The sequence below is a fragment of the Vibrio sp. KMM 9700 genome (genome assembly GCF_058545285.1).
Genome location: NZ_CM178590.1, coordinates 643,632 through 669,992 on the forward strand (window position 1 = coordinate 643,632; position 26,361 = coordinate 669,992).

Below are 26,361 nucleotides of genomic sequence, written 5' to 3' on the forward strand. Positions count from 1 at the left end.
GCGATACATGTTGAATTTCTCAAAAATTACCCAAGCTGTTTTGATGACGACTTTGGCTTCAAGTTTATTTCCTGCGTATGCAGCCAATGAACAAGATGCGGCTGCCGCGACAGCGCAAACATCAGCCGAAACACAAGCACCATCCCCAGCGCCAACATTGCAAAGTGCGCCGATAGAAGATCGCACCTACACCTTTGCGGATCTTTCTTACGCCGGCTCGATGATTATGGCGGGCAATGGCGGCGGTGCTTATATAGGTTTTGGCTCGCGCTTAGATGAAATCATCACCCAAGGCTCACTTGATTTTGATTTTACGCCTTCACCTGCGCTACTGGCTGAAGTGTCACACATCAAGATTTATTTAAATAATGAGCTGATGGGCGTGGTGGCGATAGAAGATGAGATGAAAGGCAAAAAAGTGCATCAAAGCATCAAGCTTGATCCGCGCCTGTTTTCTGATTACAACCAGCTGCATTTTGAGCTGATTGGTGATACCAAACTGACCTGTACGACGCCAAATGATAACAGCATCTGGGCTGAGCTTAGCCAAGAAAGTAAATTGAGCCTTAAGGTACAAAAGACCCAGCTCAAAAATGATCTTAACCTTTTCCCTGCACCATTTTTTGATCAGCGTGATTTAAAACCTGTGTCTGTGCCGATGATGATTGGTAATCAGCCTGACTTGGCGCAAACCAAAGCCATGGGGGTTGTTGCCGGCTATTTTGGCACCTTAGCGGACTGGCGTAAGAGTGATTTTCCGATTGAATATGACGTCTTGCCAAAAGACAATGCGATTGTATTTGTGACCAATCAAAACCGTCCAAGCTTTTTGAAAGATTTACCAGAGATCAGCGGCCCATCGCTACAGATCATGACCAACCCGGTCAACCCTTATAGCAAGTTATTGTTGGTGCTAGGGCGTGATGGCAAAGACTTATTGCAAGCAGCGCAAGGCATGGTGTTTGGTGAGTCACTGTTAACGGGCTCATTTGCTAAAGTCACTTCAGTGAAGAAAATCCTGCCGCGCAAACCTTATGATGCGCCAAACTGGATTGACGTGTCACGCCCAGTGACATTTGCCGAGTTAGTCAAACAAGCGCAAGATCTACAAGTGGAAGGTGTGACGCCGCCACCGATTAATGTGCGTTTTCGCTTGCCGCCGGATATCTTTACTTGGCAAAGCCGTGGGATCCCGATGGATTTATCCTATCGCTATTCACCGCCGCAAACAGATACCTCAGGTTCACGCTTAAGTCTTAGTTTGAATGAAGGTTTTGTGAAAGCATTTAACCTGACCAAAGACGGGCATGCGAGCCATAATTCGCGTCTGCGTTTGCCTTTGCTCGATGATAATCTAGCCGCTTCAATCGACAGAATTCGTATTCCTGCGTTTAAGATTGGCAGCCAGAACGATCTTAAATTTGAGTTCGGTTTCGCTAACTCGATGCTTAATACGGGCGATTTACAAGTGTGTCAAACCACTCAGCCAAGTAAGCAATATGCGGCGATTGATCCAAGCTCAACACTAGATTTTAGTGGCTTCCCACATTACATCCAGATGCCTAATTTGCGCACCTTTGCACATGCAGGGTATCCGTTTACGCGTATGGCTGATCTTTCTGAAACTGTTGCCGTGATGCCAAAAGAAATCAACGAGCCAAGTATTCAAGCCTTTGTCAACTTGATGGGCTTTTTCGGCTCACAAACCGGCTACACAGGCTTTAATATTCAGCTTGTGGATGACTGGGACGAGGCATTGATGAAAGATAAAGATATCTTAGCGATTGGTTTTGATCCGACGCTTGATCAAGTCGAAGATAAAGACTTAGCCCAAAGCTTGATGGACACCAGTGCGCGTATTTTGCAATTGCCATTAGGTGAGAAAAAAGCCTTCAACCACGGCTTGCTTGAATCTGACATGTCAGGCAACCCTGTAGCAGATGAAGTGACGATTTCGGCCCAAGGCAGTTTTGCTGCAATCACTAGCCAAGAGTCACCATTTAGTAAAAACCGCACCCTTGTGAGCCTGTTGGGTAACTCACCAGAATCACTCAGCCTCATCAATGACAGCTTATATGACTCGGGCAAAGCGGATGCGATGACAGGCTCTGTGGTCAGCATTCGTCCAGACAGCGTTGCAAGTTTTGATGTGGGTGAGCACTATTATGTGGGTGAATTGCCACTTAAAGATTTGATTTGGTATCACTTCTCGAAATATCCAAGCTTGATTGCAGGCCTTGCTATCTTTGTTGTGATCATGGCAACTATTGTGCTTTGGCGACTTCTACGCCGCATTGCGACACGTCGTTTATCTGTGGAGGAAGAAGACAATGACTAAATCATTTGCCTTAACTCTGGCTTTAACTAGCCTTGGATTAAGCCTAGCTCACGCGCCGCAAGCAGAGGCTGCGCCAAGTCCTGCGCCGTCTCATTTGATGCTTGGCGCGATGGCCAATCAAGACTGCCGCTGGCCACTATGGCAAGACTTTAGACGTCATTATGTGCAAGATGGGCGCGTGGTGGATACCAGTGATCCGCGCATGATCACCACCTCTGAAGGGCAATCGTATGGGATGTTTTTTGCCTTGGTTGCCAATGACAGAGAAACCTTTGCCAAGTTAGTCGATTGGACGCAAAGCAATCTTGCAAAAGGGGACTTTACGCAAAACCTTCCGGCATGGCTTTGGGGGCAGTTGCCCAATCAAGAGTATGGCATTTTAGACTCAAATCCAGCTTCAGATTCTGATCTCTGGATTGCCTACAGCCTGCTTGAAGCAGGGCGCATTTGGCAAAATGATTACTACACCATTTTAGGCCGTACGCTTTCACGCCAAATTTTGGCCCAAGAAGTGAAAAATCTAGACGGCCTTGGCGAAAGTCTATTGCCCGGTCCTGTTGGGTTTGAGTCTGAGGCTGGAGCGCGTTTAAATCCAAGCTATGTGCCGCCGCAATTGTTGGCGCGATTTGCGCAAGAATTTCCAGATTTAAAATGGAAGCAAGTCGAGCAAGCGAGCATTGAGATGCTGATTAAAACCATGCCGTTGGGCTATAGTCCGGATTGGGTGCTATATAAAGATGGCGAGTTTAAGCCAGATGAAGACACCCAAAGTATCGGCAGCTATAACGCAATTCGCACCTATTTGTGGGCAGGGATGTTAGATGACAACTACCCAGCCAAGCAATCTTTGGTGCAAGCGATGCAACCTGTGATCGATTACTTGATGCAAAACAAAGCCATGCCTGAGTCATTTGATGCGCAAACAGGGCAGGCCCAAGGCACGCCAGATGTCGGTTTTGATGCCGCCTTGATCCCACTGCTACGCAGTCAAAATAAAACCCAGTTAGCCGATGCATTTGCTAAAAAAGCAGTCGATGCACTGCCAAGACTGATTCAAGATCATTACTACGCACGCATGTTAACCATGTTTGGGCTTGGCTATGACCAAGGTTTTTATCACTTTGATGAACATGGACAAGTAAAATTAAAATGGGAAACTGGATGCCAGTAAAAGGACTTTATTTGTCATCTCAGACAGTGAAACGAAGACAGCAGAAAAAGCCACTTGCCATGACCATAGGTGCCGTGTTGGGGCTTGTGTCTGCTTATGCGCCAAATAGCCTTGCTGCGGTGCCACTTAGCAATAAGCAAGAAGTGGCGCAAGGACAAGTGCGCGCGTCCAATGTCGGCGAGGTTGATTCGGTTGAGTTTTTAGTTCATCAGCTTGAATATGCACGCCTTATTGGTCGTGATGACCTGCTCGAAAGCACATTGATACGCCTTGAAGCCATCGATCCAGACACGCCTTATAGTGACTATTATGAGGCGCTTGCTGCGCTGAAAGTGAAAAAGCTCGATCAAGCGAAAAGCTTGCTGGCAAAGCTTATCGAAAGCGATCCAAATTCGGAGCAAGTGAAGCGCTTACAAGCCATTATTTCGCTGCAAGGTGAGCATAAAGATGCGTATAACCAAGCGCAATTAATGGCTAAAACAGGCCGCTTGGCCGAGGCGTTGGATATATATGACGATATTTTCCCAGATGGCATGCCGACCCCTGATTTAGAGCTTGAATATTTAAATATAGAAAGCCAAATTTTTGCACGTTATGACAAAGTGCTTAAGAGTTTGAAAAACTTATATCAGCGCTACCCAGATGTGCCAAGAATTGAGCTAGCTTATGCCAAGCATTTGACTCAAGATGAGCCTGAAAATAGCGAAGGGATCAAGCTGTTATCTAAATTGATTGCTGATCCCGCGGTGGGCAGTGAAGCGGCTGAGCTTTTATTAAATCGCTTAGATCAAGCTTATATCACGGATGATGTGGCCAAGGCCTATCGGATTTTGGCCAGCTATTATCCAAATAACCAAAAACTGCAACAAGCCAACCAAGATGCGGCCCAGAGATTGGTTAAAGAAAAAGAGTTGCGTAAAGATCCAACTTATCTTGCCAAACTTGATGGGCTTGAATTAGTTGAGCAAGAAAAGTATGCCAGTGCACGTCAAAAGCTCCTGTATGCTTTGACTACGCGCCCACAAGATCCGGATATTTTAGGCGGATTGGGAATGGTGTATCGTAATACAGACCAACCTATTGAAGCATTAAAATACTTTGAGTTGGGCAAAAAATACGATCAAAACTTACTTCATACCGATAGATGGAATTATCTAATTAAGTCCTCATCTTATTGGGTGAGCCTTGAATATGGCGATCGCGCACTGGCGAAAAAGCAATATACAAAAGCCAAAGCCTTCTATCATAAAGCGGAAGAACTATTCCCTGATGATCCTTACACTCGGATTAAATTAGGCGATCTTGCCTTTGCGCAAGCGAATTACAAATTAGCCAAAGCTGAATATCAAAACGCATTAAAATTAGACAGCCAAGAGTCGAGTGCTGTCCGCGGAATTGTCAATGTGATTGAAGCGAGCGAGGGCCAAGGCGCAGCGCTGGCGTATATCCAGTCACTCTCACCGTTTTGGCAAAAAGAATTGGCAGATCGCGCGCGTGGGCTTAATCAAGACGTTTTATTGAAACAATTAGCCTTGGCGCGAACCAGTCAAGACAGTGCTAAAGTTTTGTCTATTCTAGATAAACTAATTGAGCACCCACCTGAGTCACCTTGGGATAAAGCCGATATCGCTGATGCCTATATTGCGAATAATCAAGCAGGCAAAGCAGATAGTTTAATGGCGAATTGGCGCAAGCAAGACAACAGCGCGCAGATGAAATTTGCCTACGGTCTATATTTGTCACGCCGCGATCGCTTAAACGATGCGATTTTCGAGCTCAGCAGTATTGCGCCGAGCCAGCGTACCGAAAGCATGCGTAATAACCTTGCGCGCTTAAGCTTTACTGCGCAGCAAATTGAACTTGCCAAGTTAGTGGAAGAAAACCCAGCCGCAGCCAAAGCGAAATTAGCCACACTTAAAAAGCTCTATCAAGATGATTTGGATGCCCAGCTGCGCTTTATTGATGTGGAAGCATCCCTTGGCATGCGTGAGCAAGCACTGGCAGATATTAACGCCTTGCTCGCAAAACGTGATCAGCTAAGTTTTGAGCAAAATTTGAGTCTAGGCGAGGCTTTATTTGACTTAGAGGATGCGCAAGGTTTCGCGCGTTGGAAGCAAGGACTTACGTCGCCACAAATGCCAAGCAATGATGAGGCCGCAGCGCTTGCGATGCAAAGTTTATATGATCGCCGCGATGAGCTATTTGCCCGTGACGCACTTGCAAGACAGGATTACCAAGCCGCCAAAAACTTGTTAACCCCATTGTCACGCCGCTCGAACCTTGAGGCAATTGATGCTAACTTGGCGCTATTGGAAGTCAACCAAGCATTAAGTCAGCAAGATCCAAATTTGCTACGTGAAAATCAGCGCATTTTAGATACCTTATATCAGCAAAATGAGCTGTTAAATAGTGGGCAAAAAACAACCCTTGCTGCGGCCTATTACGCGCTCGCATTAGAAGATAAATCGAAGCAAAAACAAAACCAAGCGCGCGCCGCAGAGTTGGTTAAAGCTTTGGTTGATGAAAAAGATGCGAGTGCTTTGGATTATCGCCAAGGCCTTGGAATTGCGATGCAAATGCGTGATGAGCCGCTAGCTAAAACCATGGCATATCAATCGTTAGCCAAAGCAAAAACTGAGTTTGCCACCGATGACAGAGAGGATGGTTTGCCAATTGGCGCGCCAAAAACCTTGCATCAAGCACTTTCAAGCTCAACGCAGTCCCCAAGCCAAGCGCCCCAAGAAAGTTTGCGCGATCTTTATGATACAGCGGCCAATAACTGGCTCACACGTAGCGTGAAATCAGATATAGATAAAATCAACCAAGCACGTGATGGCTATGTCATGATCGGCATGGATTATAGTGGCCGTGACGGTGAAAATAAAAGCGTCACAGTGCCGGTAGAAGCCTTGATTGCAATGCCAGAGTATCATGGGCATTTACTCCTGCGCGCAGATTATGTGTCACTCGACTCTGGCAGTTTAGATTATTACAGCACGGATGACAGCTTTGATGCAGACTTTAAGCAAAAGGTTGATGGCGTTGCCCTAGGCATAGGTTGGCGCGCGCAAGATTGGTCGTTTGATATCGGCACCACGCCAGTAGGCTTTGACAAAACCGAGTGGGTGGGTGGCGTCAACTTTGCGGGTGATTTGGGTGACTTTGGTTGGAAAGTGACGGCATCACGCCGCGCCGAAACCAGTTCAACCCTTTCTTATGCTGGCATGGTTGTGCCGGATAATGCGACCGTCCCGGGTGAATTTGAAAATTCTCAAGATCCCGACGCAGAGCCTATCCCTAAGGCTTCGCAGGCTCGCGGTGATTATTGGGGCATGGTGATGACCCAAGGCGTGAAGCTTGGCTTGAGCTATGATGTGGGCGATCCTGTCGGTTATTGGGGCAGCTTGCAGGCGCATTGGTTAACGGGTGAGAATGTTGAAGATAACACGCGTTTTGCTTTGTTAGGCGGCGCCTATTGGAAGATCATCAATGAAGAAAACCAGCGTTTGTCGCTTGGTGCAAACAGCTTGATGTTCTTCTATGATAAAAACTTGAGTGAATATTTATACGGCTCAGGTGGGTATTATAGCCCGCAACAATATTATTCTGTGTCCTTGCCTGTGACCTATTACGCGCGCCCAACCCCTTGGCTGTCGTATTATTTGAGCGGCTCTATCTCCAACTCGTGGACCAAAGAAGATGCCCCTTATGGTACCAATGATGGCAGTTCAACAGGTGGCGGCTTTGGCGGCTCACTAGAGGGGGCGATAGAGGCAAGGTTAACCAAAAGGTGGTATATCGGTGCCTCGTTGGATATGCAGCGCTCAGAGGACTATGCACCGAACCATTATATGATGTATCTGCGCTATACCTTTAATGACAGGTGGCAGCCCGTTGCGATGCCGATTGAGCCATTAACCCTATATGCAGATTTTGAGTGATCCGCATATGAGTGATAACTTGGTGCAAAACCTCAGCGACGCCGAGATAGTCGACATCCCTTATCCAGCAAGCAAACCGCGCCTAGTATTAGTGCGCGGCTTGCCTGGTTCGGGCAAATCGACCAAGGCCAAGGCAATCGTAAAAAGTTGGCAAGAAAAATACCCAGATGTGCGCATTTGCCACTTTGAAACGGACATGTATTTTGTTAATCAAGCAGGGAACTATCAGTTTGATAGGACTAAAATTCCACAAGCTCATGCGTGGTGTCAGCGCCAAGTTGCGACAGCATTAACCCAAAATGCTTGGGTAATTGTTTCGAATACATTTGTTGAAAAGTGGGAAATGAAAGCCTACTTAAAACTTGCAAAAAAGCACCACATCAGCACGCAAATTATTGTCTGCAAAGGTGAATATCAGAACATTCATCAAGTCCCAGAAGCTGTTATTTCACGCATGCGCAAGAAATGGCAAAATGAATAATTATTATCTTTCGTATTAGTTGTCAAAAATTCCCAAATATTTGTTCAATTGTGAAGCAGATCACCAATTCTCATTACTTCCTTTGCAAGTCAAGAAACAAATTCGATCACGTTCACAGATTTTAAATGTAAATTTTGACATTTAATTACCTGTTTAGTCCTTTTTGCATAAAAATAATACAAAAGTTTATATTTTTGATCGAACCTTATAATGATTAATGAAAATATAAACATGCAAAAAGTATAGATATCTTATTCCTTCTCTAATCCGTAATCTTTTTAACGTTTTTAAATTCATCAATGCGATATATGCTTTAAACCAGTACATTGTCATCCATTATGATTAGATGAGACACGGGAAGTGAGTTATGCCTACAAGGAAACTAAGGAAAGTAATAATTGTTTCTAACGCATCATTGCAAGCAAGTTTATTAAAGGACTTGCTAGATAAGTCAATTGAGTTAAGCGTCGAGGTGATTCCTTTTAAAAATATCTATGATTTAAATGATCAAGAATTAGGAACAAGTTTATTTGTTTTTGACCATGAGTATATAGATCAAAAAGATACCAATTTATACCTTCAGCTTTTATATGAAAAAGAGCTTCATTCATTCCAAGCGCTGATCAATATGCCAAAAGAAACCCCAGTCGAAGAATTCTTGCTTTGGCCTAACCTAGTCGGGGTATTTTATGATTGTGATAATTTTGAAATCTTAATCAAGGGCTTAAATAATATTTTACTCAAAGGGGAGTTTTGGTTTAGCCGTAGCCTTTCGCAAGAGTTGATCACGGCATATCGTAAAAATGATTGCCCAACCATCCGCATGGATGTGACTTTAACCGAACGCGAAAAACAAATTATGCAGCTCCTATCTAATGGTGCCTCCAACAGCCAAATTGCCGATGCATTATTTGTGAGTGAAAACACAGTTAAAACCCATTTACATAATATTTTTAAGAAAATCAAAGTTAAAAATAGACTGCAAGCGCTTATGTGGCTTAGAAATACAAGCTTTACGAGTTCGCAAGCTGTGTCGAATGGGTGAGCCCTATGAAAACCAAATTCCTCCAAACTGTGCTTCTTTTTGGTTTTTTTTCTCTCCATACGCAAGCGTTTGCGCAGACTGAAAATGGTGAAAAGCCAAAGGTTGAGCAAAATACAGCCGAGCAGCAAAAAGCTCAAGAAAGCCAAGCACAGAGCGCAGAAGGCAAAGAAGTTGAGGATAAACTGGCTGAAAAGCTAGAAAAGGACGCCCAAGGAGAAGATGAAAGCCTAGATGATATATCTGGTTTAATTGTGAATCGCACCATGACGCGCTTTGGGCAAGATTTTTATAGCATTTTCTCGCAGTTTATTGCCGATAAAGCAAGTAGTGAAAACGAAAACTTAAGTATTACAGAACGTGCCACCGCGCTCTCAGGGAGTATTATTTCAATTCGACACGGGCAAAAGATTATATATCGGACCGCACTTTCTCCTGCGCGTAGCCAGATTGAATTTAAAGCCAAACAAGCGGTTGACGCCGTGGATAAATATTTATTGCAATGGAAGATCCAGCAGCACTTTCAAGATACGTTTGATTTAGCAAAGGATGAAATTTAAGGAATGAATGATGAAAAATTTAAAAAACCTTAAGCGTGTTGTGTTACTTACAAGTATATTTAGCTTCTCATCTGCCTATGCTGGTGAATTAGTATATACCCCTGTTAACCCAGCCTTTGGTGGCAACCCATTAAACTCAAGTTATTTACTCGGTGTTGCTAACGCAATAAATGATCATAAAGCCCCAGCTTCTGATTATGAATATGAAGAAATATCTGCGCTAGAAAGTTTAGCTGCAAACTTACAATCACGTTTACTTAGCCAGTTACTTTCAGATGTAGGTGGTGGTAATAGTGGTCAATTAATCACGGAAGATTTTGTTTTAAATGTCATTGATAATGACGGCGGACTTGTCGTAAATATTATTGATAAAAATACCGGTGAATCCAGCACAATTGAAGTGAGTGGATTAATTCCCGACTTATAACATATAAATAAAAAGACAAGCGTTAAAATATAAAGAAGGATTTTAATATGAAATCATGGATTGCTGTGGGCGCAAGTTTATTATTAAGTGCATGTGCGACTTCGCTTGATATTCCAAGATTAAGTGATGAAGCATATTTAATGCCAAGAAGTGCGAATTATGAAGATTTAATTGCATTGCCAGAACCATCCGGAAAATTATTGGTGGGTGTGTATGATTTTCGTGATCAAACTGGGCAATATAAAGCTTCACCAAATAGTAACTTTTCAACCGCTGTTCCACAAGGCGCAGCCTCTTTATTAAGCCAATCTTTGCTTGAGTCAAAATGGTTTAGCCCACTTGAGCGTGAAGGGTTACAAAACCTTTTAACTGAACGCAAAATTATTCGCGCAGCCCAAGGCAAAGAAGGGGATTTAAGTAACCACAACGGTGGGTTACCATCTTTGCAACCGGCAAGCCTTGTGATTGAAGGCGGGGTTATCGCATATGACTCCAACATGCAAACCGGCGGCGCTGGGGCAAGGTACTTAGGCATAGGCGCATCGGGTCAATATCAAGTTGACCAAGTCTCGGTAAACGTACGTGCGGTCGATGTGCGCACAGGTAAAATTTTGTTAAGTATCACCACGAGTAAAACTATTTTATCTAAAGAGCTTGAGACGGGCGTATTTAAATACATAGATTACAAAGATTTGCTTGAAGCTGAGCTTGGTTATACCACTAATGAGCCGGTGAACCTGGCCTTGATGTCTGCCATTGACGCGGCGGTTATCCATCTCATTGCATCTGGCATAGAGCATGGCATGTGGAATCTGAAATCAGCAGAAGATGCGAATAATCCAGTCTTACAAAAATACCTCACCACAACGCGTCAAATATTATAAATGCTCTCTTTTTTATATTTTAACTTATGAAATAAATAAATTTATATACGGTTTTAAATTAATCAAGCAGTGCAGAGATGTACTGCTTTTTTATTGCGCATTTATTAAGGTTTTCTTAATTTATAACGAATTCTATATTGTTTTTATATAACTAAACTTTTGTATATTTTTATTTTTAACTTTGGTTATTTCTATGCTTAAACTTTGGTTTTTTTATTTGGTTTTATTCAGCTTTAGTTTAATAAATTAACAATTATAATCATCAAAAGGTTTGCTTGTTGTTTTTATCTCCTCAGCCATAATTAATCTATAAATAAATACCTAGCAGAGGTAAAGATGAAATTTAAAAATGGATTTAAGCAGAATAGAATAGGTAAAAAAACATTCGCTTTCACTTTGTGTTCTGTTTCATTTTTATCTATGAATACTTTTGCTGAAACCGCAACGCTTGATAATAATGCGATTGTTAATTTATATGAACAAAACAATAGTAACTATCAAGTGGTTCAAACTGGCTCTGCCAATGATGTAACGATTCAAGGCCTATTTGGGGCGAGTTCGAATGTGAATGCTACCCAAGCTGGGAGTAATAACTTTGCTTATATTCAGCAATCTCAAAATATCAATTCAAATATTGATGTGAACCAAAATGGCTGGAACAACACTTTGGACGTAAAGTTAACTCATTTAGAAAACAGTGACTTTGCGATTAATCAAAATGGGAATAGCAACTGGGCAGAAGTAGAAATAATTAATAGCAAAGGCAGTGCTAGTTTTGATTTAAACCTTACCCAAAATGGTAACTCTAATTATGCGGAAATAATTCAAACCAACATTACAGGTGAGATGAATATTATCCAAAATAATGATGGAAATAAATTATATCTTGTCGATAAGACAACAAATGGAAAAACTGGGTATGACATCACCCAGAATGGAGGTGAGACTCACACAATTGTAAACGCTATCTCGGCAGCACGTATAACAATCAATTGATATATCTTTATATAAAGAAGGAATTTTAATATGAAAAAATTAGCACTATTTATCTCAGCAGCATTGGTTTCTGGTGGCGCACTAGCAGCAACGCCACTTAAATCGGACAACAACGCAACTGTTACGATTGAACAAATGAGTGACCATAACGATACTTTCGTTAAACAAATTTCTCCAGGAACAGCTGACTTTAACCAAGTTGAAGTTAGTCTTGATGATGCAGCGACGTATAACTACTCAAATGTTTACCAAGAAGGTGACCATAACAAGGCAACAGTAGATATCGTGGGCGGTGACCACAATGACTCGTTTATCAGAAGCGTTGGCTCAGGTAACGTGAGTGAAATTGATATTGATGGCGATGGCGCAGACTTTAACTATGTGAACATTAATCAAACGTCTAATAATTCATACGCAGAAGTTGATATTGATACTTCAAATAGCTATCGAGGTCATGGTGCAACAGCTTCACACAACGATGTGTTTGTGACACAAACTGCTTTTGATAGCGCAATGGTTAGCATTTCGTCAAGCAGCCATAACTATGTAAACGTGTATCAAGATTAGTTCTTAAACTGATTTAAAACACTTAAAGACTTTCAAAGGCGGCCCGCGTGGTCGCTTTTTTGTCTTACATCTATACTCATAATGCAGGACTTACACCATGCAGTATCCATTTGCAGGCGAGAAATAAGGAAGATGATGATGAAACAGACACAGATAAATAAAGCAGACGATGGTTTGAACAAATCCGTTGGCATAATCACGAAATCTATTCTTTTTGTTGGCTTTTTCCTTTTTGCGCAAGCGGCTGCAACCGAGGAAGAAATGGAGCCATCCGCTGCGCCACAAGCCTTTGACTATCAATGTGAGCTTTCTAGCCATCAAGTTAATCTCACACTCACAGGCAAAAGCCAAGGCACAGTGGTCTTAGAAAGTGGGGGCGGCAATCGCATGCAGCTTAGCATCTCTGCGCATTCATCGCTTAACCTTGGTATCGCGATTGATGATCTGCCGGCGCAATTAAGCTTTACCCCAGCAGATGACGCAGCGGCGACGCAAACTTGGTCTGTGATGCCAGATTGTTCCTTAGCCGAATCTTAATCTTTGTTTGGTTTCTTCTGTGGGGCTAAGATCTGCTCTGCCAATTGCTGCATTTCAGGCAACATTTGATAGACCAAATATAATTGCTGGATCACAAGTCGCGCCACTGGGTTTTGGTGATCACGCCAGAGAGCAAGGCTTTGCGCCAGCGCGTCATTGGTTTGCATCAAGGCATCATCACCTTGCGAGTCTGCCTGCGCAGGCATTGTGGTCAGCTTTTGACTTAATAGCGCAAGTTGCGCGTGGATCTCACGATGAGCTTTTAAAATCAGCTCATGAATTTGCGCATCATTAATATTTTGACGATGTGCGCCAAGGGCTGAGATGTAGCTTAGCATCGCGTGATTTAAGGTTAAAAATCGAAAGCTCTCATCAATGGCATGCTGATATTTCCCCGGCTCATACAGCATATGGCTGATCCCTGTGCTCAGCGCGGCATTTAAGTTATGCGCTTGGCGACGCGCGATACGATAATCCATGCTGTCACGTTTGCCGTGGCGATATTGCGCAATCACATGTCCTAAATAGTTTTGGTTGGCGCAAATCGCATCATGCATCACTTGTGGCAAGCGGCGGCTTTGCCAGTCTGGCAGAATATAACGTACCGCAAGCACCGCGAGCAAACAACCTAGCAAGGTATCAAACAGCCTTGGTAAAATCACCACAAAACCTTCGCCTAATTGGTTAAAGCAAAACAGCACCAACATGGTAATGAATGCCGTGGCATAGCCATAGTTCTTCTGTCTAAAGCTAAAAAATAGCACCCCAGAAATGGTTAAAAAGACCAACTGGCTATCTTGTGACGGGAACAAGGTCAGCAACACAAAACCAATCAGCAAACCACTAATGGTGCCAATCACGCGTTGCTTCAGCTTTTGTCTGGTGGCGCTAAAGTTTGGCTGACAAACAAAGAGGGTGGTGAGCAAAATCCAAAAGCCAAAATCCAAATCTAATAATTGAATGAGGGCATAGCCTAAGGTTAAGGTGCTCGACAAACGCAGCGCATGACGAAACAATACCGAGTCCGGCGTCATTTGGCTCATGATCCGGCGCCACATGTCTTTTAAGCCCGCAAGACTGTTGTCTGGCAGTTGGTGATCTTTGGCTTCTTCTTCTGGCGTAATGCTATTTGTGCTCGGCTCTTGGGTATACCAACTTTGCCCCGCGCCTTGACCTATGTGCGTGATGTTTGCCAGCAGGCGCTCCACATTGGTTAAGTTATCAAATAAATAGTCGAGCTGCGTAATGGCAAATTTAAGGTTTGGATCTTGCTTTTGCTTGAGGCGCTGCATGGATAACTGCAACTCATCAATCGCGATAATACTGGTATCATTTTGCTGATAAACCTTCCCTTGCTCAAATGCCTTGGCAATTTCACGGCAGGCATTGGCTTGCGCTTGCATCACATATTTAAAGCGAAATAACACATCACTGTCTTGAAAATGCGCGGCTAAATCTTGATAACGATAATGGCTTGAACTCACGCGCTCATGAATATCTTGAGCCAAAAAATACGCTTGCAAGTATCTATCACCACGCCCAGTCACCACGCCACGTTTGGAGCGCGCTTCAAGCCCAACTTTAACCGCCTCTAAACTTGTGACCGTGTTGGCATTGAGCTTAGCCTCTAAAATACGATACGGTTGCGGCGTCAGGTTCTCCCTTGGGTGAAACAGCTCACTTTTGGCTGACATATAAGCATAAATATTACTAAAGACTTTGGATAGATTTTGCGAGATCCCTTGCATCGGCCAAAAGGAGTGCCAAAGCATGGCAATGCTTGCATACCAAGCCGCGCCTAATAAAAGCAATGCAGGTTGTTGCCAGATATTGGTACTGGTGTGCGCGCCAAGCATGGCATACACCGCAATTAAGATGGAACCAAAGGCGATGGTTGCATACCGCGGGCCCAAAGCGCCAAGCATGATAAAGCCAAAAGTGCTGGAAAATAAACCGATTGCAAATAGCCACGGGTAGGGGAATAAAATCTCAATCGAAAACGAGGCCACCGCAAAACAGATAAAGGTAATAAAGAGGGCTTTTAAACGTGATAAAAAACCTTCGTCGGTTTCGGTTAAGGCGCAAGCAATCACGCCTAAAATCAATGGCGTAATCGCTTCGGTTGTGCCCATATACCAACAAGGCAGCACAATGCCGATAAAAGCAATGAAAATGCGAATGCCATAGTTGATGCTTGTGTCGCGCCAGAGTTTGAGGATTTGATTGAGCACAATAAGCCTTTGTTTATGAAAATTAACTTCAAAAAGTGTGTGATGCTAGTATATCTGTTGCCAAGTTGCTGATGATAGTATTTTTTAAATTATCTTAACTAGTAGAAGATCAATAAATTTTGTAATATACCTCTCACTATATATATTAACGTTATATTTCTTTATTGTGATCAGCAAGTGCCAAGGAACCTAGATGCAACTAAACGCCAACTCATTCGCTAACTTTTTAATTCAAGATGAATTTCATAATGTAGCGATCGACCAAGACAAGCTGATTTTTGCTTCGAGTACGTCAGAGCTGACCGTCCCTTTTACCGAATGGAATGGACAAATAAAACTTGAACGAGGGATCTTGTGGGGAAAACTGTATTTTTATAGCCATGAAGTCAAAGGCGAGCAAACTCAATGGCTAGTGCAAGGCCTGCCTTGGGATGAATGCCAACGTTTTGTGATTTATGCCAATGATGCGTATCAAGCATGGTATCAAAGTAAAGGCCAAGCCTTAGCCAGCCAGTTGCCGGATTTAATTGAAACCCTTAAAACTTTAGTGCATCAACCAGGTTATTTGGCTTATGGCGCGGTTTCTAAATGGAAACAAGAAGTTGAAAGTTATCTCAAACGATTAAATATTCGTATGTCGGACGCGGTGAATCAACTCCCTGAAAATGCCGTGCACTTAAAGCAGTGGCTGACCAACACTAAACAAAGCCTTGAGCTGCGTAATCAAACTTGGCTTAAAAATGAGTTAGAGATTTGGCAAGATTATTTTGATCACGTCGAAGACACACCACTGGATGACTCGCAGCGCCAAGCTGTGCTGATGAATTGCAGCCATAACTTAATTTTAGGTGGCCCGGGCAGTGGGAAAACCAGTGTGTTGTGTGCCCGCGTGGGGTATTTAATTCAAAGCGGCCAAGCGCGTGGCGAAGATATCTTATTATTAGCTTTAAGCCGCTCTAGTGCGCAGTTTATGAAACAAAAGCTGCAATCGATTTTAGGCGCGCGCGCCAAAGATGTGCAAGTTAAAACCTTTAACCAGCTTGGCCTGATGGTGGTGATGGATGTGCTTAATCCAAAATCAAATCCAAAAACAAGCGTGACAGGCACAGAAATTAGCGAAGCCTCTGAAAAAGGCAATCTTTCAAGTTTGGCTTCGGATGAGCAAAAACGCCATCAATGGCTGAGCCAATGGCTGGCCGATCACTGGCAAAGCCGCAGTGAATTTGGTCGTTGGAAAACCCACCTTTCGACTTGGCCAATTGCCTTTTTATCTGGCGATGATGAGCTGAAAACGCAATATGAGCATCCTTTATTACTCAACTGGCTGGAAAAGCAAGTGGATCAGCTCTGCGCTTTGCAGCAAACCAAAAAGCAAATACAGCAGCGTTTGGCCCACCATCCAGATGAGCAAAGACTGCTTAGTGAGCTTGAGCTAGTTTGGCCCTGTTATCTGACTTGGCAGCAACTTTTAAAAGATAATCAACAGCTTGATTTTCATTCACTGGTTACGCGCACCTTGTTATATATCAAACAAGGGCAATATCAGCCAAAATGGCGTTTCGTGATGCTAGATGAAGTGCAAGACATGACAGTGAAGCAGTTGGAGTTGGTGGATGCGATTTGCCAAAAATCACGCCCAGATTATATCTTGGATGATGCCTATTTCTCTTGCTCATTATTTGCCACAGGCGATGATTGCCAAGCTGTGTATGCACTGGCGGATTCGGCGAAAAATGTCACCACAGGGGCACAAGCACGCTACCCTGAAACCAATATCCATTATCTTGAAAAAGGCTATCGCTTAGATCCTAATTTGGTTGGGGTCAGCGAGCAGTTTATCTATCGCAATCCAAATCAAATCATGAAACCGATGCAAAGCGTGACAGATGCAGCGCAAGGTGCGGGCGTGAGCATTGGGCAGATGAAAGATATGGAAGAGATTTTATATAATCTTGATCGCCAAATAAAATCATCCAAAGATAAGCGCAAAGCCAAGGTGATCTTAATTTCGCGTCAAGCCAGCCATCAACCAGAAGGCTTTAGTGAACTGGTGCGCCGTTACCCGTATTTAGATTTACGCTTTATGACGTATTTAACGGCCAAAGGCAAAGAAGCGGATTATGTCTTAGTGTTGCATTTAGATCAGGGCGTATTGCCACATCAAAAACGTCAAGATCATCTACACGATGCGATTTTGCACGCGCAAGATACTTATGCCCAAGCCCGCGAACGCCGTATGTTATATGTTGCGATGACGCGCGCGCGTAAACAAGTTTGGCTCTTGCATGGGGCGCATCCATCCGAGTTTATAGATGAAATTAAGAGCTTAGAGGGGTAATCTTAATAATGCTCGATTTTTAGACAAAATAAAGCTGCAATCTACCAAGTTTACGCATAGACATAAGCTTGGCTGGTTGCAGCTTTTTTATTGCAGTTAAATTATTTTAAACGCTCATTGAGATAAGACTGATAGTCAGGGATCTCAATTGCCACTTCCTCTTCTAGCATAGTTGAGCTGAACAAGAAATTAGCCGTGGCGCGGTTAGTTGCCACTGGGATATTCCAAACACTTGAAATACGAAGTAAAGCTTTGACATCTGGGTCATGTGGCACAGCATTGAGTGGATCCCAGAAGAAAATCATCATGTCGATTTTACCTTCAGCAATCAAAGCGCCAAGTTGTTGATCTCCACCCATAGGGCCACTGATCAAGCTTTTAATCGCCAGACCAGTTTCTTTACTTAGCATATTACCTGTGGTGCCCGTGGCATATAAAAAGTGACCTTTTAGCTTATCTTTGTTCGCTGTGACCCAATCAAGTAGCTCAGCTTTGTAGTGATCGTGCGCAACTAAAGCGATGTTTTTGTGTGCCTGCATGTGGCGAGTTGTTTTTTTCATTATTTCATCCATAAAAGAAGAAGTTATCTAAGTCTCTTTTATCATTAATAGCAATTAATTTGCAATAAAATTACCTAAAAAAGTGGGGCATCTCTAGCATTTTGAATCGATTTGGTTAGAATGCCCACTTTTACTAAGTGAACGAAAACCTTTGGCGTATGAAGCGCTTAGGTTTGGATTTATCTTCACGCTGACATTTTGATTAAAATTGGACTCTAACTATGAAAAAACTAACACTCGTATTAGCTGTTGCACTTGGCGCATCAAGTTTAGCTGGCTGTATGGGCCACATGGAAGCAACAGGCGTTGTCACCAAAGCAAACCTAAAAATTGTTGATAACCGCTATGGCCGTGCTGGGGTATTCATCCTAATGAGCCCAGTGTATGCAATTGCATCTGTTGGTGACTTGTTTATCTTCAACACAATTGAGTTCTGGACAGGTAAAAACCCAATCTCTGGTAAGCGCGCAGTGGTCGATACGCCAGCAAACGCTATCTTAAAAGTAAACAGCAGCTTAGACAGCAGCTTGAAAACAGCGCCTATTCAAGCGAACACTACACTTGATAAAAACATCGAAAAAACAAATATCAAGCAAATTGATGAGAACACAATGGAGATGGAAATCTCTTACGTTGACGGCTCACAAAAAGTGCTACGTGGCGTGAAGAAAGGCAACAGCGTGGACTTCTTCCTAGATGGTAATCTTATCTCAAACGTGTCAAACCAAGAGCTAACAGACTACGTGGCGCAAGCGCAAGGTTAAGTTGGCCAAGTTTAGGCGTAAGCTGCGCAAGGGAAGATTTATTTGTAAAATAAAAGTTAATTTGAAGAAAATTCAAAGACTAGGCTTGCGTAAAAAATTTTACTGCCTATAATGTTGAAAACCGGAGCGTCTGCCAACTCTCCGGTTTTTTTGTGCCTGTAATTTGGGCAAGGGATTCGAGCTTAGCTCACTTGGTACCTGCCAGTACCCATGCACCTGCCAGTGCGATGTGTGAACTAAACCCGATTTCTGACTCAAGGCACTTATGTCGTTTATAAAGACTATTCGCTTAAAAGATCAGTCGTAATAAAAAGGAACAAGCAATGCGTATCGAATCAGAACTTAAGTTAGGTTTTAAAGATGTACTCTTTCGTCCAAAGCGTTCAACTTTGAAAAGCCGCTCTCAAGTAAATTTAACCCGAAATTTTACATTTAAACACTCCGCGCGTCAATGGGAAGGTGTACCTGTAATTGCGGCAAATATGGATTCTGTTGGTACATTTGAAATGGCGACTGCGCTTGCCAAGCACGGCGTGATGACAGCAGTGCATAAACACTACACAGTTGAGCAGTGGAAAGACTTTGTTGATAACGCAGATAGCGAAACCTTAAACAAGGTCATGGTTTCAACCGGTACATCGGATGCTGACTTTGACAAAATCTCGCAAATCTTAGGTTTTAATGACGAACTTATCTTTATCTGCATTGATATTGCGAATGGTTACTCTGAGCACCTTGTTGATTTTGTTTCAAAAGTACGCGCAGCCTTTCCTGATAAAGTGATCAGCGCGGGTAATGTTGTGACAGGGGATATGGTCGAAGAGCTTATCCTAGCTGGCGCAGATATTGTGAAAGTAGGCATTGGCCCTGGCTCTGTATGCACCACACGCGTGAAAACAGGTGTAGGTTATCCGCAACTTTCTGCAATTATCGAATGCGCAGACGCAGCGCACGGCCTTGGCGGTCAAATTATTGGTGACGGCGGCTGTACTTGCGCAGGGGATGTTTCAAAAGCATTCGGCGGTGGCGCTGATTTCGTGATGCTTGGCGGCATGCTTGCAGGCCACACCGAAGCTGGTGGCGAGCTAGTTGAAAAAGACGGCAAGCAATTTATGAAATTCTATGGCATGTCTTCACAAAGCGCTATGAAAAAGCACTCTGGCGGCGTAGCAAAATATCGCGCAGCTGAAGGGAAAACAGTTCTGCTACCTTTCCGTGGCAGCGTTGATTTAACCATCTCTGATATCCTTGGTGGCGTGCGTTCAACCTGCACATATGTAGGCGCAGCCAAGCTTAAAGAGCTAACCAAGCGTACGACTTTCATCCGTGTGCAAGAGCAAGAGAACAATGTTTTTGGTCGCGAGTAAGTAAATATCGATGACTAAAAAATAGCAGAAGCCGCCCCAAATTAGGGCGGTTTTTTTATGTCTAAAATTGGCTGAAAAATGGAAAGTGGCGACAAAGTGGCGACAGCGGATTTATTTTTATAAAGTGGCGATCGGGTTTTTAGTGATGGCATCAAGTAGGTGATCGGGAGCGAGTCCAAGAGATTGGTGAATATGCTCGCTCAAGCGGAATGGTAGAAGCGATTGCTAATGCCGTCGTAGATGAAATTCAATCAAATGCGAAGGCTAAAGTGATAAGCGGTAGTTCTGCAGGTGATTGGCCTGTTGAGTAAGTAAATTCAATATTAAAAGCCCCTTGCGTTGTTTGGGGCTTTATTTTGGGATAAATTCATTTTTGATTTCAGAGTTATCAGTTTTCAAAAAACTACCCCATTGCTTTTGCTTGAGCTATGACTTTGTTTTGAGCTTCAATTGCTGCTGTCATGACATGCTCATAAACTTCACGTTTCTTTTCTTCCGAAGCGTATCGGACAAAATCAGATAATGGGGTCGATTTCACTTTTTTAGTTTGTTTTTCTTGATACATAAAGTGTTCCTCATTTGTATATAAAACTAAGTTCATCATCAGTAGCTTTTTTGATGTAATCAAAGATATTAGTGATATTTGCTATATGTTCTTTTGTACAGCCATCTGTATCTTTCAGAAGTAAGTCGACTTGAATTTGGTCGTCATATTTTGCTTTTAAGTTATGGATAGCTTCTTGAGCGCCAATGAACTGTTGAGTAAAATGCTCAGGTAGTATTTTTCGACCTTCAATTTTTTCTCTAGCTTGAACAAATTCCCAAGCGAGTTCGGGACGTTGGTAAACAAATATGATTAAAACAAAATACCCTTTCTCTAGCGCCCTAGATATGTTCTTACTTGCTACAAATTCATTTGCTAATGTCCCATCTAAAACAAATGTCTGCTTATTCCTCAAAATAAAATCAAGTGCTCTTTCTACTAAGGTTGTGACAGCTCGTTGGAATAAATATGAATTAGAACCATCATATTGAGCAAACTCTGTGCGCAGATCATCAGGGTCTAAACGTAAAATTGGATTCTCTTCGTCGGTTATAGTTGCAATGAACTCTTTAGATGACTCAGTCTTACCTGCTCCAGGAGAGCCACTCATGAATACAGCTACAGGGTTTTCTTCTGAAGGATACTTTTCTTTATCGGTTAAACGCCTACAAATTGTTGTTCGGTTTCGTTTAGCAAACTCAATGGCATCTTCTACAATTTGCTGATCGCTATACACATTTATCCCTTTTACCATTGGTGATATAACTAAAGCCCCGAGGCCCGTGCGCAATATAACGCTCTGTTAAAGGGCGAGCAACAAAATGATCAGCGATGTCCCGCTTAAAGTCAAGTTAAATAGCCGAGTGTACTCAATGGCGCACAATATTAAACATTTGACAACCCAAACTCAAAGCTAAATCAACTACTACTCTGTTTGAGGCATCAGAGCCGCCCCAACTGAGGGCGGTTTTTTTGTGCAAAAAGTGATTATTTAGGGCTTAAAAAATATTTATTTATCACAAAACATGAAATTTTTACATTGATGATAACTGTCGATTTTAGGCCGTAATATGCGAGATCCATAGATTTCATTGATAATAAAACATAAGTTTAAAATTTGTTAAAACTAAGCTTATGGCATCAAGTTAGGCACTTGTTACGCTTTTGGGAACTTATTGATTTTTTGTGATATTAAGCGCAAAAATCTTAGCATTATTGATAAATTTACATATTAACATGATCTGCGTCGCATTAATCTGAAAGTTAAAACAACAAAACACTATGCTTTTATCTTAAAAATAACCCAAATGTAAAGATAATTTGTGTCGAGAAATAAGCTATATTCTTATTTTTTTTAGTTATAAAGGATATTCACATAAGCATGATTACAAAAATATAATATATATAACAAATTTTACATTAAATGATGTAAACCCTTGATATTCATATTAATAATATATATAAGGGTATTGTTCGAGTAGGGCTATGGCGTGCTCGGAAACATATATAATTATTATTAAAATAAAAGAAATAAATGCTGTAATTTATATTTGATATTAAATTGACATTTCTGTATATTTGCACCACTTCTAAACTGAATTTGCAAAATATCAAATTTTAAGATAATTACACATGAACCCACAAACTTTGTCATTGAAAAAAACGCTGATGCTGATGACCAGTGTCATGCTTACAGGATGTACGCTTGTTCCAGGATCTAACTTAAGCTTAGATGACAAGTCTGTAGTAGCCGAACAAGAAGAGCAGCAGGCTGATCTCTCAACTCGCGTAAAGGTCTACCCTTTAACCGCTAACACGGTAAACGCTTTTCAAACCACACCCGCGCAAGCTCAAAGCAACCCTTCGCTTGATCAAGAAGTTTCTGGTTATCAATACCTTATTGGCCCTGGCGATATCTTAAATGTCACCATTTGGGACCACCCAGAGCTGACAATTCCTGCCGGTTCTTATCGTAGCTCTGAAGAAGCGGGTAACTGGGTTCAGTCTGACGGCACCATTTTCTACCCATATATTGGCAAAGTGCATGTCGCTGGCAAAAATGTCACCCAAGTGCGCCAAGAAATTGCTAACCGCCTTGCTCGCTTTATCGAAGCCCCTCAAGTTGATGTCAATGTTGCCGCGTTTCGCTCACAAAAAGCCTATGTGACAGGCGAGATAAAAAACCCAGGCCAACAACCAATCACTAATGTTCCGCTGACAATTCTTGATGCAGTGAACCGCGCGGGAGGCCTTGGCGCCGAAGCAGATTGGCGTAACGTCACCTTGACGCGCAATGGCGTTGAAGAAAACATTTCCCTTTATGCCCTCATGCAACGCGGTGACTTGACTCAAAACCGCTTGTTACGCAATGGCGACATCATTCATGTGCCACGCAATGACGCGCAAAAAGTCTTTGTGATGGGTGAAGTGAACCAACCTCAATTGCTGAAAATTGACCGCGCAGGCATGAGCCTCACCGAAGCGCTGAGCAGCGTTGGCGGGATTAACGAGCTTGAAGCTGATGCCACTGGCGTGTTTGTGATTCGCGGCATGAAAGCCAATCCTGAAGATCCAAACCAAGATTTAGCCAACATTTATCAGCTAGATATTAAAGATGCAACGGCATTAGTAGTGGGGACTGAATTTGAAATGCAGCCTTACGACATTGTGTATGTGACCGCTGCGCCAATTGCACGCTGGAACCGTGTGGTTCGCCAATTGCTACCAACCATCGCAAGCTTCAACAGCCTGTCTGAAGGTATCAACTACTACACAGATTTAAAATAATAATAGGTTCGAAAAACGTCATCAGACAGACAGGGCTTGTGCAGGCATGAGCCTTGTTTTTAAAGGGAATATAGTAAATGTTTGAGCGAATTTTAGTTGTATGTGTGGGCAATATTTGCCGCTCACCAACCGGGCAAGCTCAATTAGCAAAACTCTTGCCACATAAGCGCATCGATTCAGCTGGAATCGCGGTGGCGCGCAGTGGCTTAAGCGACAAGTCAATGGATGCGACAGCGCAAGCAGTGGCCGCAGACAATGGCTTAGTTGTAAAAGACCATCACGCCAAACAGCTTACCCAAGAGATGTGCCATGAATTTGATTTGATCTTAGTGATGGAAAAAGGTCATATCGAAGCCATTTGTTCGCAATATCCACAAGTGCGCGGCAAAGTCATGTTGTTTGGCCAATGGCTAGATAAAAAAGAAATTCCAGATCCATATAAAAAAAGCCGCGAAGCCTTTGAACATGTCTTTGAATTAATTCAAGACGCGGCGCAAGCCTGGGCAAGTAAGCTTAAATAACAAATTTGTTAAACCGACATTCTTTTTATTTCTCCCCTAATGTAGCAGGACGAACATATATTAGGCTTATTCAAATGGAACACCTATGAGTCACGATCAAACAAATCATCTAAGAGCGCCACAACAAGACAACGATGTTATCGATCTTGGTAAACTATACGGTTTATTACTCGACAGCCGCTGGTTTATTATCGGTTTAACAAGCCTTTTTGCGATTATCGGGATTGCCTATGCACTTTTAGCGACGCCCATTTACAAAACCGATGCTTTGGTCCAAGTGGAAGAAAAATCATCCGGCATGCCCGCGTTAAGTAATGACATGGCTGATCTCTTCTCGCAAGAGTCACCGGCCACCACAGAGATTGAAATCCTTAAATCGCGCATGGTGCTTGGTCAAACCGTTGATAACCTAAACCTTACCACCATTGCCAACCCTGTGCATATGCCAGTGATTGGTAAAGGCTTAGCGCGCTTAAGTGGTGAGGTGCAAAACATAGCGATTGGCCGCTTTGAGCTTGATGAAAATTTAGAGCCGCAAGCTTACCTGCTACGTGTGGCCGATGCTGCGCAAGGGCAATATCAATTGTTTGATCAAAACGACAACTTAGTCTTAAAAGGGGAAGTGGGCAAACTTGCGACAAACCAAGGCATCACACTTTTCATCACTCAAATTCAAGCACAAGATGACGCCGAATTTAGCCTGTCAAAAATTAGCCGCTTGGATGCGATTCAAAACCTGCAAGATAACTTATCGGTTGCCGAGCGTGGCAAACAAACTGGTATTTTGCAATTGTCACTTACAGGCGAGAGTCGCGCAAAGATTCAAAAAATCCTCAATGATGTGACGCAAAACTACTTAATGCAAAACGTGGCGCGTAATTCAGCAGAAGCAGAAAACAGCTTAGTCTTTTTGAAAAAGCATTTACCAGAGATTAAGGCGCAACTGACATCAGCAGAAGACAAGCTCAATCAATTTCGCCAAACCAATGAGTCGGTTGACTTAAACCTTGAAGCCAAATCCACCCTTGATGTGATGGTGTCATTAGAAGCCCAACTCAATGAGCTGACATTTAAAGAAAGTGATATTTCACAGCTTTATACAAAAAATCACCCGGCTTATCAGTCTTTGCTTGAAAAGCGTCAGCAACTTTTGACGGAAAAGAGCAAGCTTAACAAGCGCATTGAAAAATTGCCAAAAGTGCAACGTGAAGTTCTGCGTATGACGCGTGATGTGGAAGTTAATCAACAAATTTATATCCAACTGCTAAACAAGGTGCAAGAGCTTAATATCGTTAAAGCAAGCACAGTGGGCAACGTGCGCATCATTGACTCTGCGCAAGCTTACACTGCGCCGGTTAAACCGAAAAAACCTTTAATTGTGGTGCTGGCAACCTTGCTTGGTGGCATGTTAGCCGTGGCAATCGTCTTGCTCAAAGCGGCGATGCGTCGTGGGATCCAAACCGCGGAAGAAGTGGAATCAACTGGCATTCCTGTTTATGCCTCTTTGCCGCGCTCTCCTGTGCAGATAAAAATTACTCAAGCCTTGAAAAAGCGTGAGCTACCGCTTAATCAAAGCTTGTTAGTCTTAGCAGAGCCAACAGATCTTTCCATTGAAGCCTTGCGCAGCATGCGCACCAGTTTGCACTTTGCCACCATGGAAGCCGCGAACAACGTGGTGATGATCACAGGCCCTGCGCCAAGCTTAGGTAAGTCGTTTGTGGCGGGCAACTTAGCCGCTGTGATTGCGCAATCTGGGCAGAAAACCTTAGTTATAAATGGGGACTTGCGTAAAGGCATCACCCATTCGGACTTTAAAGCAAATGGTCAAACTGGCTTATCAGAATATTTAAATGGCCAGAGCAGCATTCAAGATGTGATTCAAGCAACGCCAATTGATGGCCTTGACTGTGTTGCGCGCGGAAAAGTGCCGCCAAACCCTTCAGAGCTTTTAATGCACGCACGTTTTGGCGAGCTGCTTGAGTGGGCGAAAAAAGAATATGACCTTGTGTTGATAGATACCCCGCCAATCTTAGCGGTGACAGATGCTGCGATTATTGGTAAGCATGCTGCCACCACCTTTATGGTTGGGCGTTATCAACAAACCTCTGTGAAAGAGATTGAAGCCGCGCGCACTCGCCTTGAGCAAAATGGCATCTTGGTGAAAGGCTTTATTATCAATGATATTGAAGACTCTGCCGCAGCCTATTATGGCGGGTATGGCTTCTATCACTACGAATATAAAAAGTAACGCCACATAAAGATTTAACCGGCGCAGTTTAAGCCTAGCTGCGCCAAGCAACAAAGA

General features: G+C 42.9%; 21 protein-coding genes. 17 read left to right on the forward strand and 4 right to left on the reverse strand.

Going from position 1 to position 26,361, the window contains the following annotated elements; all coding sequences use genetic code 11:
* Positions 1 to 7 precede the first annotated feature (7 nt).
* The 11 genes from bcsB to AC2VOY_RS14125 all read left to right on the forward strand — a co-directional run bounded on the left by bcsB (position 8) and on the right by AC2VOY_RS14125 (position 12,944).
* The gene (gene bcsB, locus AC2VOY_RS14075) at positions 8 to 2,338 is read left to right on the forward strand and encodes a cellulose biosynthesis cyclic di-GMP-binding regulatory protein BcsB (protein WP_491833203.1); all 2,331 of its coding nucleotides are present in this window, start codon (positions 8 to 10) and stop codon (positions 2,336 to 2,338) included.
* Positions 2,331 to 3,509: a cellulose synthase complex periplasmic endoglucanase BcsZ gene (gene bcsZ, locus AC2VOY_RS14080; RefSeq protein ID WP_491833204.1), complete on the forward strand. Its 1,179-nt coding sequence runs from the start codon at positions 2,331 to 2,333 to the stop codon at positions 3,507 to 3,509. Before bcsB ends, bcsZ begins: the two co-directional genes overlap by 8 nt.
* Before the next feature lie 11 nt (positions 3,510 to 3,520).
* Entirely contained in the window at positions 3,521 to 7,450 is a 3,930-nt protein-coding gene (locus AC2VOY_RS14085; protein WP_491833205.1) for a cellulose synthase subunit BcsC-related outer membrane protein, read from the forward strand.
* Positions 7,451 to 7,457: 7 nt separating this feature from the next.
* Positions 7,458 to 7,931, forward strand: a complete 474-nt coding sequence (locus AC2VOY_RS14090; RefSeq protein WP_491833206.1) for an AAA family ATPase — start codon at positions 7,458 to 7,460, stop codon at positions 7,929 to 7,931.
* A gap of 367 nt (positions 7,932 to 8,298) precedes the next feature.
* The gene (locus AC2VOY_RS14095; protein WP_491833207.1) at positions 8,299 to 8,976 is read left to right on the forward strand and encodes a LuxR C-terminal-related transcriptional regulator; all 678 of its coding nucleotides are present in this window, start codon (positions 8,299 to 8,301) and stop codon (positions 8,974 to 8,976) included.
* A gap of 5 nt (positions 8,977 to 8,981) precedes the next feature.
* A complete protein-coding gene (locus AC2VOY_RS14100) occupies positions 8,982 to 9,533 on the forward strand; it encodes a curli production assembly/transport protein CsgE (protein WP_491833208.1) in 552 nt (183 codons plus the stop codon).
* A 10-nt stretch (positions 9,534 to 9,543) separates the two neighbouring features.
* On the forward strand, positions 9,544 to 9,960 hold the full coding sequence (locus AC2VOY_RS14105) for a curli assembly protein CsgF (RefSeq protein WP_491833209.1): 417 nt from the start codon (positions 9,544 to 9,546) through the stop codon (positions 9,958 to 9,960).
* A 47-nt stretch (positions 9,961 to 10,007) separates the two neighbouring features.
* Positions 10,008 to 10,844, forward strand: coding sequence for a CsgG/HfaB family protein (locus tag AC2VOY_RS14110; protein ID WP_491833210.1), 837 nt, complete (start codon positions 10,008 to 10,010; stop codon positions 10,842 to 10,844).
* 336 nt (positions 10,845 to 11,180) lie between these two features.
* Positions 11,181 to 11,840, forward strand: a complete 660-nt coding sequence (locus AC2VOY_RS14115; protein WP_491833211.1) for a hypothetical protein — start codon at positions 11,181 to 11,183, stop codon at positions 11,838 to 11,840.
* A gap of 30 nt (positions 11,841 to 11,870) precedes the next feature.
* The gene (locus AC2VOY_RS14120; protein ID WP_491833212.1) at positions 11,871 to 12,407 is read left to right on the forward strand and encodes a hypothetical protein; all 537 of its coding nucleotides are present in this window, start codon (positions 11,871 to 11,873) and stop codon (positions 12,405 to 12,407) included.
* 138 nt (positions 12,408 to 12,545) lie between these two features.
* Complete coding sequence (locus AC2VOY_RS14125; RefSeq protein ID WP_491833213.1) at positions 12,546 to 12,944, forward strand: hypothetical protein; 399 nt, start codon at positions 12,546 to 12,548, stop codon at positions 12,942 to 12,944.
* Here AC2VOY_RS14125 and yccS read toward each other — a convergent pair.
* Positions 12,941 to 15,175: a YccS family putative transporter gene (yccS, locus tag AC2VOY_RS14130; protein WP_491833214.1), complete on the reverse strand. Its 2,235-nt coding sequence runs from the start codon at positions 15,173 to 15,175 to the stop codon at positions 12,941 to 12,943. The two genes, AC2VOY_RS14125 and yccS, sit on opposite strands and share 4 nt — an antisense overlap.
* Before the next feature lie 193 nt (positions 15,176 to 15,368).
* Between yccS and helD the strand changes: the two genes are divergently transcribed.
* Positions 15,369 to 17,513: a DNA helicase IV gene (gene helD / locus AC2VOY_RS14135; RefSeq protein WP_491833215.1), complete on the forward strand. Its 2,145-nt coding sequence runs from the start codon at positions 15,369 to 15,371 to the stop codon at positions 17,511 to 17,513.
* 101 nt (positions 17,514 to 17,614) lie between these two features.
* Here the strand turns inward: helD and AC2VOY_RS14140 are convergent, their stop codons facing one another.
* The gene (locus AC2VOY_RS14140; protein ID WP_491833216.1) at positions 17,615 to 18,073 is read right to left on the reverse strand and encodes a methylglyoxal synthase; all 459 of its coding nucleotides are present in this window, start codon (positions 18,071 to 18,073) and stop codon (positions 17,615 to 17,617) included.
* A gap of 221 nt (positions 18,074 to 18,294) precedes the next feature.
* Here AC2VOY_RS14140 and AC2VOY_RS14145 point away from each other — a divergent pair, with 221 nt between their 5' ends.
* Together AC2VOY_RS14145 and AC2VOY_RS14150 are read left to right on the forward strand one after the other, a co-directional pair.
* Positions 18,295 to 18,837, forward strand: coding sequence for a DUF3332 domain-containing protein (locus AC2VOY_RS14145; RefSeq protein WP_491833217.1), 543 nt, complete (start codon positions 18,295 to 18,297; stop codon positions 18,835 to 18,837).
* A gap of 323 nt (positions 18,838 to 19,160) precedes the next feature.
* Positions 19,161 to 20,204, forward strand: coding sequence for a GMP reductase (locus AC2VOY_RS14150; RefSeq protein WP_491833218.1), 1,044 nt, complete (start codon positions 19,161 to 19,163; stop codon positions 20,202 to 20,204).
* Positions 20,205 to 20,607: 403 nt separating this feature from the next.
* Here the strand turns inward: AC2VOY_RS14150 and AC2VOY_RS14155 are convergent, their stop codons facing one another.
* Together AC2VOY_RS14155 and AC2VOY_RS14160 are read right to left on the reverse strand one after the other, a co-directional pair.
* A complete protein-coding gene (locus tag AC2VOY_RS14155; protein WP_491833219.1) occupies positions 20,608 to 20,769 on the reverse strand; it encodes a hypothetical protein in 162 nt (53 codons plus the stop codon).
* A gap of 10 nt (positions 20,770 to 20,779) precedes the next feature.
* A complete protein-coding gene (locus AC2VOY_RS14160; protein WP_491833220.1) occupies positions 20,780 to 21,484 on the reverse strand; it encodes a zeta toxin family protein in 705 nt (234 codons plus the stop codon).
* Between the two features lie 896 nt (positions 21,485 to 22,380).
* On the opposite strand from AC2VOY_RS14160, the gene AC2VOY_RS14165 reads away from it, so the two are divergent.
* The 3 genes from AC2VOY_RS14165 (at position 22,381) to AC2VOY_RS14175 (ending at position 26,304) form a co-directional block, all read left to right on the forward strand.
* The gene (locus AC2VOY_RS14165; RefSeq protein ID WP_491833221.1) at positions 22,381 to 23,535 is read left to right on the forward strand and encodes a polysaccharide export protein; all 1,155 of its coding nucleotides are present in this window, start codon (positions 22,381 to 22,383) and stop codon (positions 23,533 to 23,535) included.
* Positions 23,536 to 23,612: 77 nt separating this feature from the next.
* Positions 23,613 to 24,056, forward strand: a complete 444-nt coding sequence (locus AC2VOY_RS14170) for a low molecular weight protein-tyrosine-phosphatase (RefSeq protein ID WP_491833222.1) — start codon at positions 23,613 to 23,615, stop codon at positions 24,054 to 24,056.
* Between the two features lie 85 nt (positions 24,057 to 24,141).
* Positions 24,142 to 26,304 (forward strand): polysaccharide biosynthesis tyrosine autokinase, encoded by a 2,163-nt coding sequence (locus AC2VOY_RS14175; protein ID WP_491833223.1) that lies wholly within the window; start codon positions 24,142 to 24,144, stop codon positions 26,302 to 26,304.
* Positions 26,305 to 26,361 lie beyond the last annotated feature (57 nt).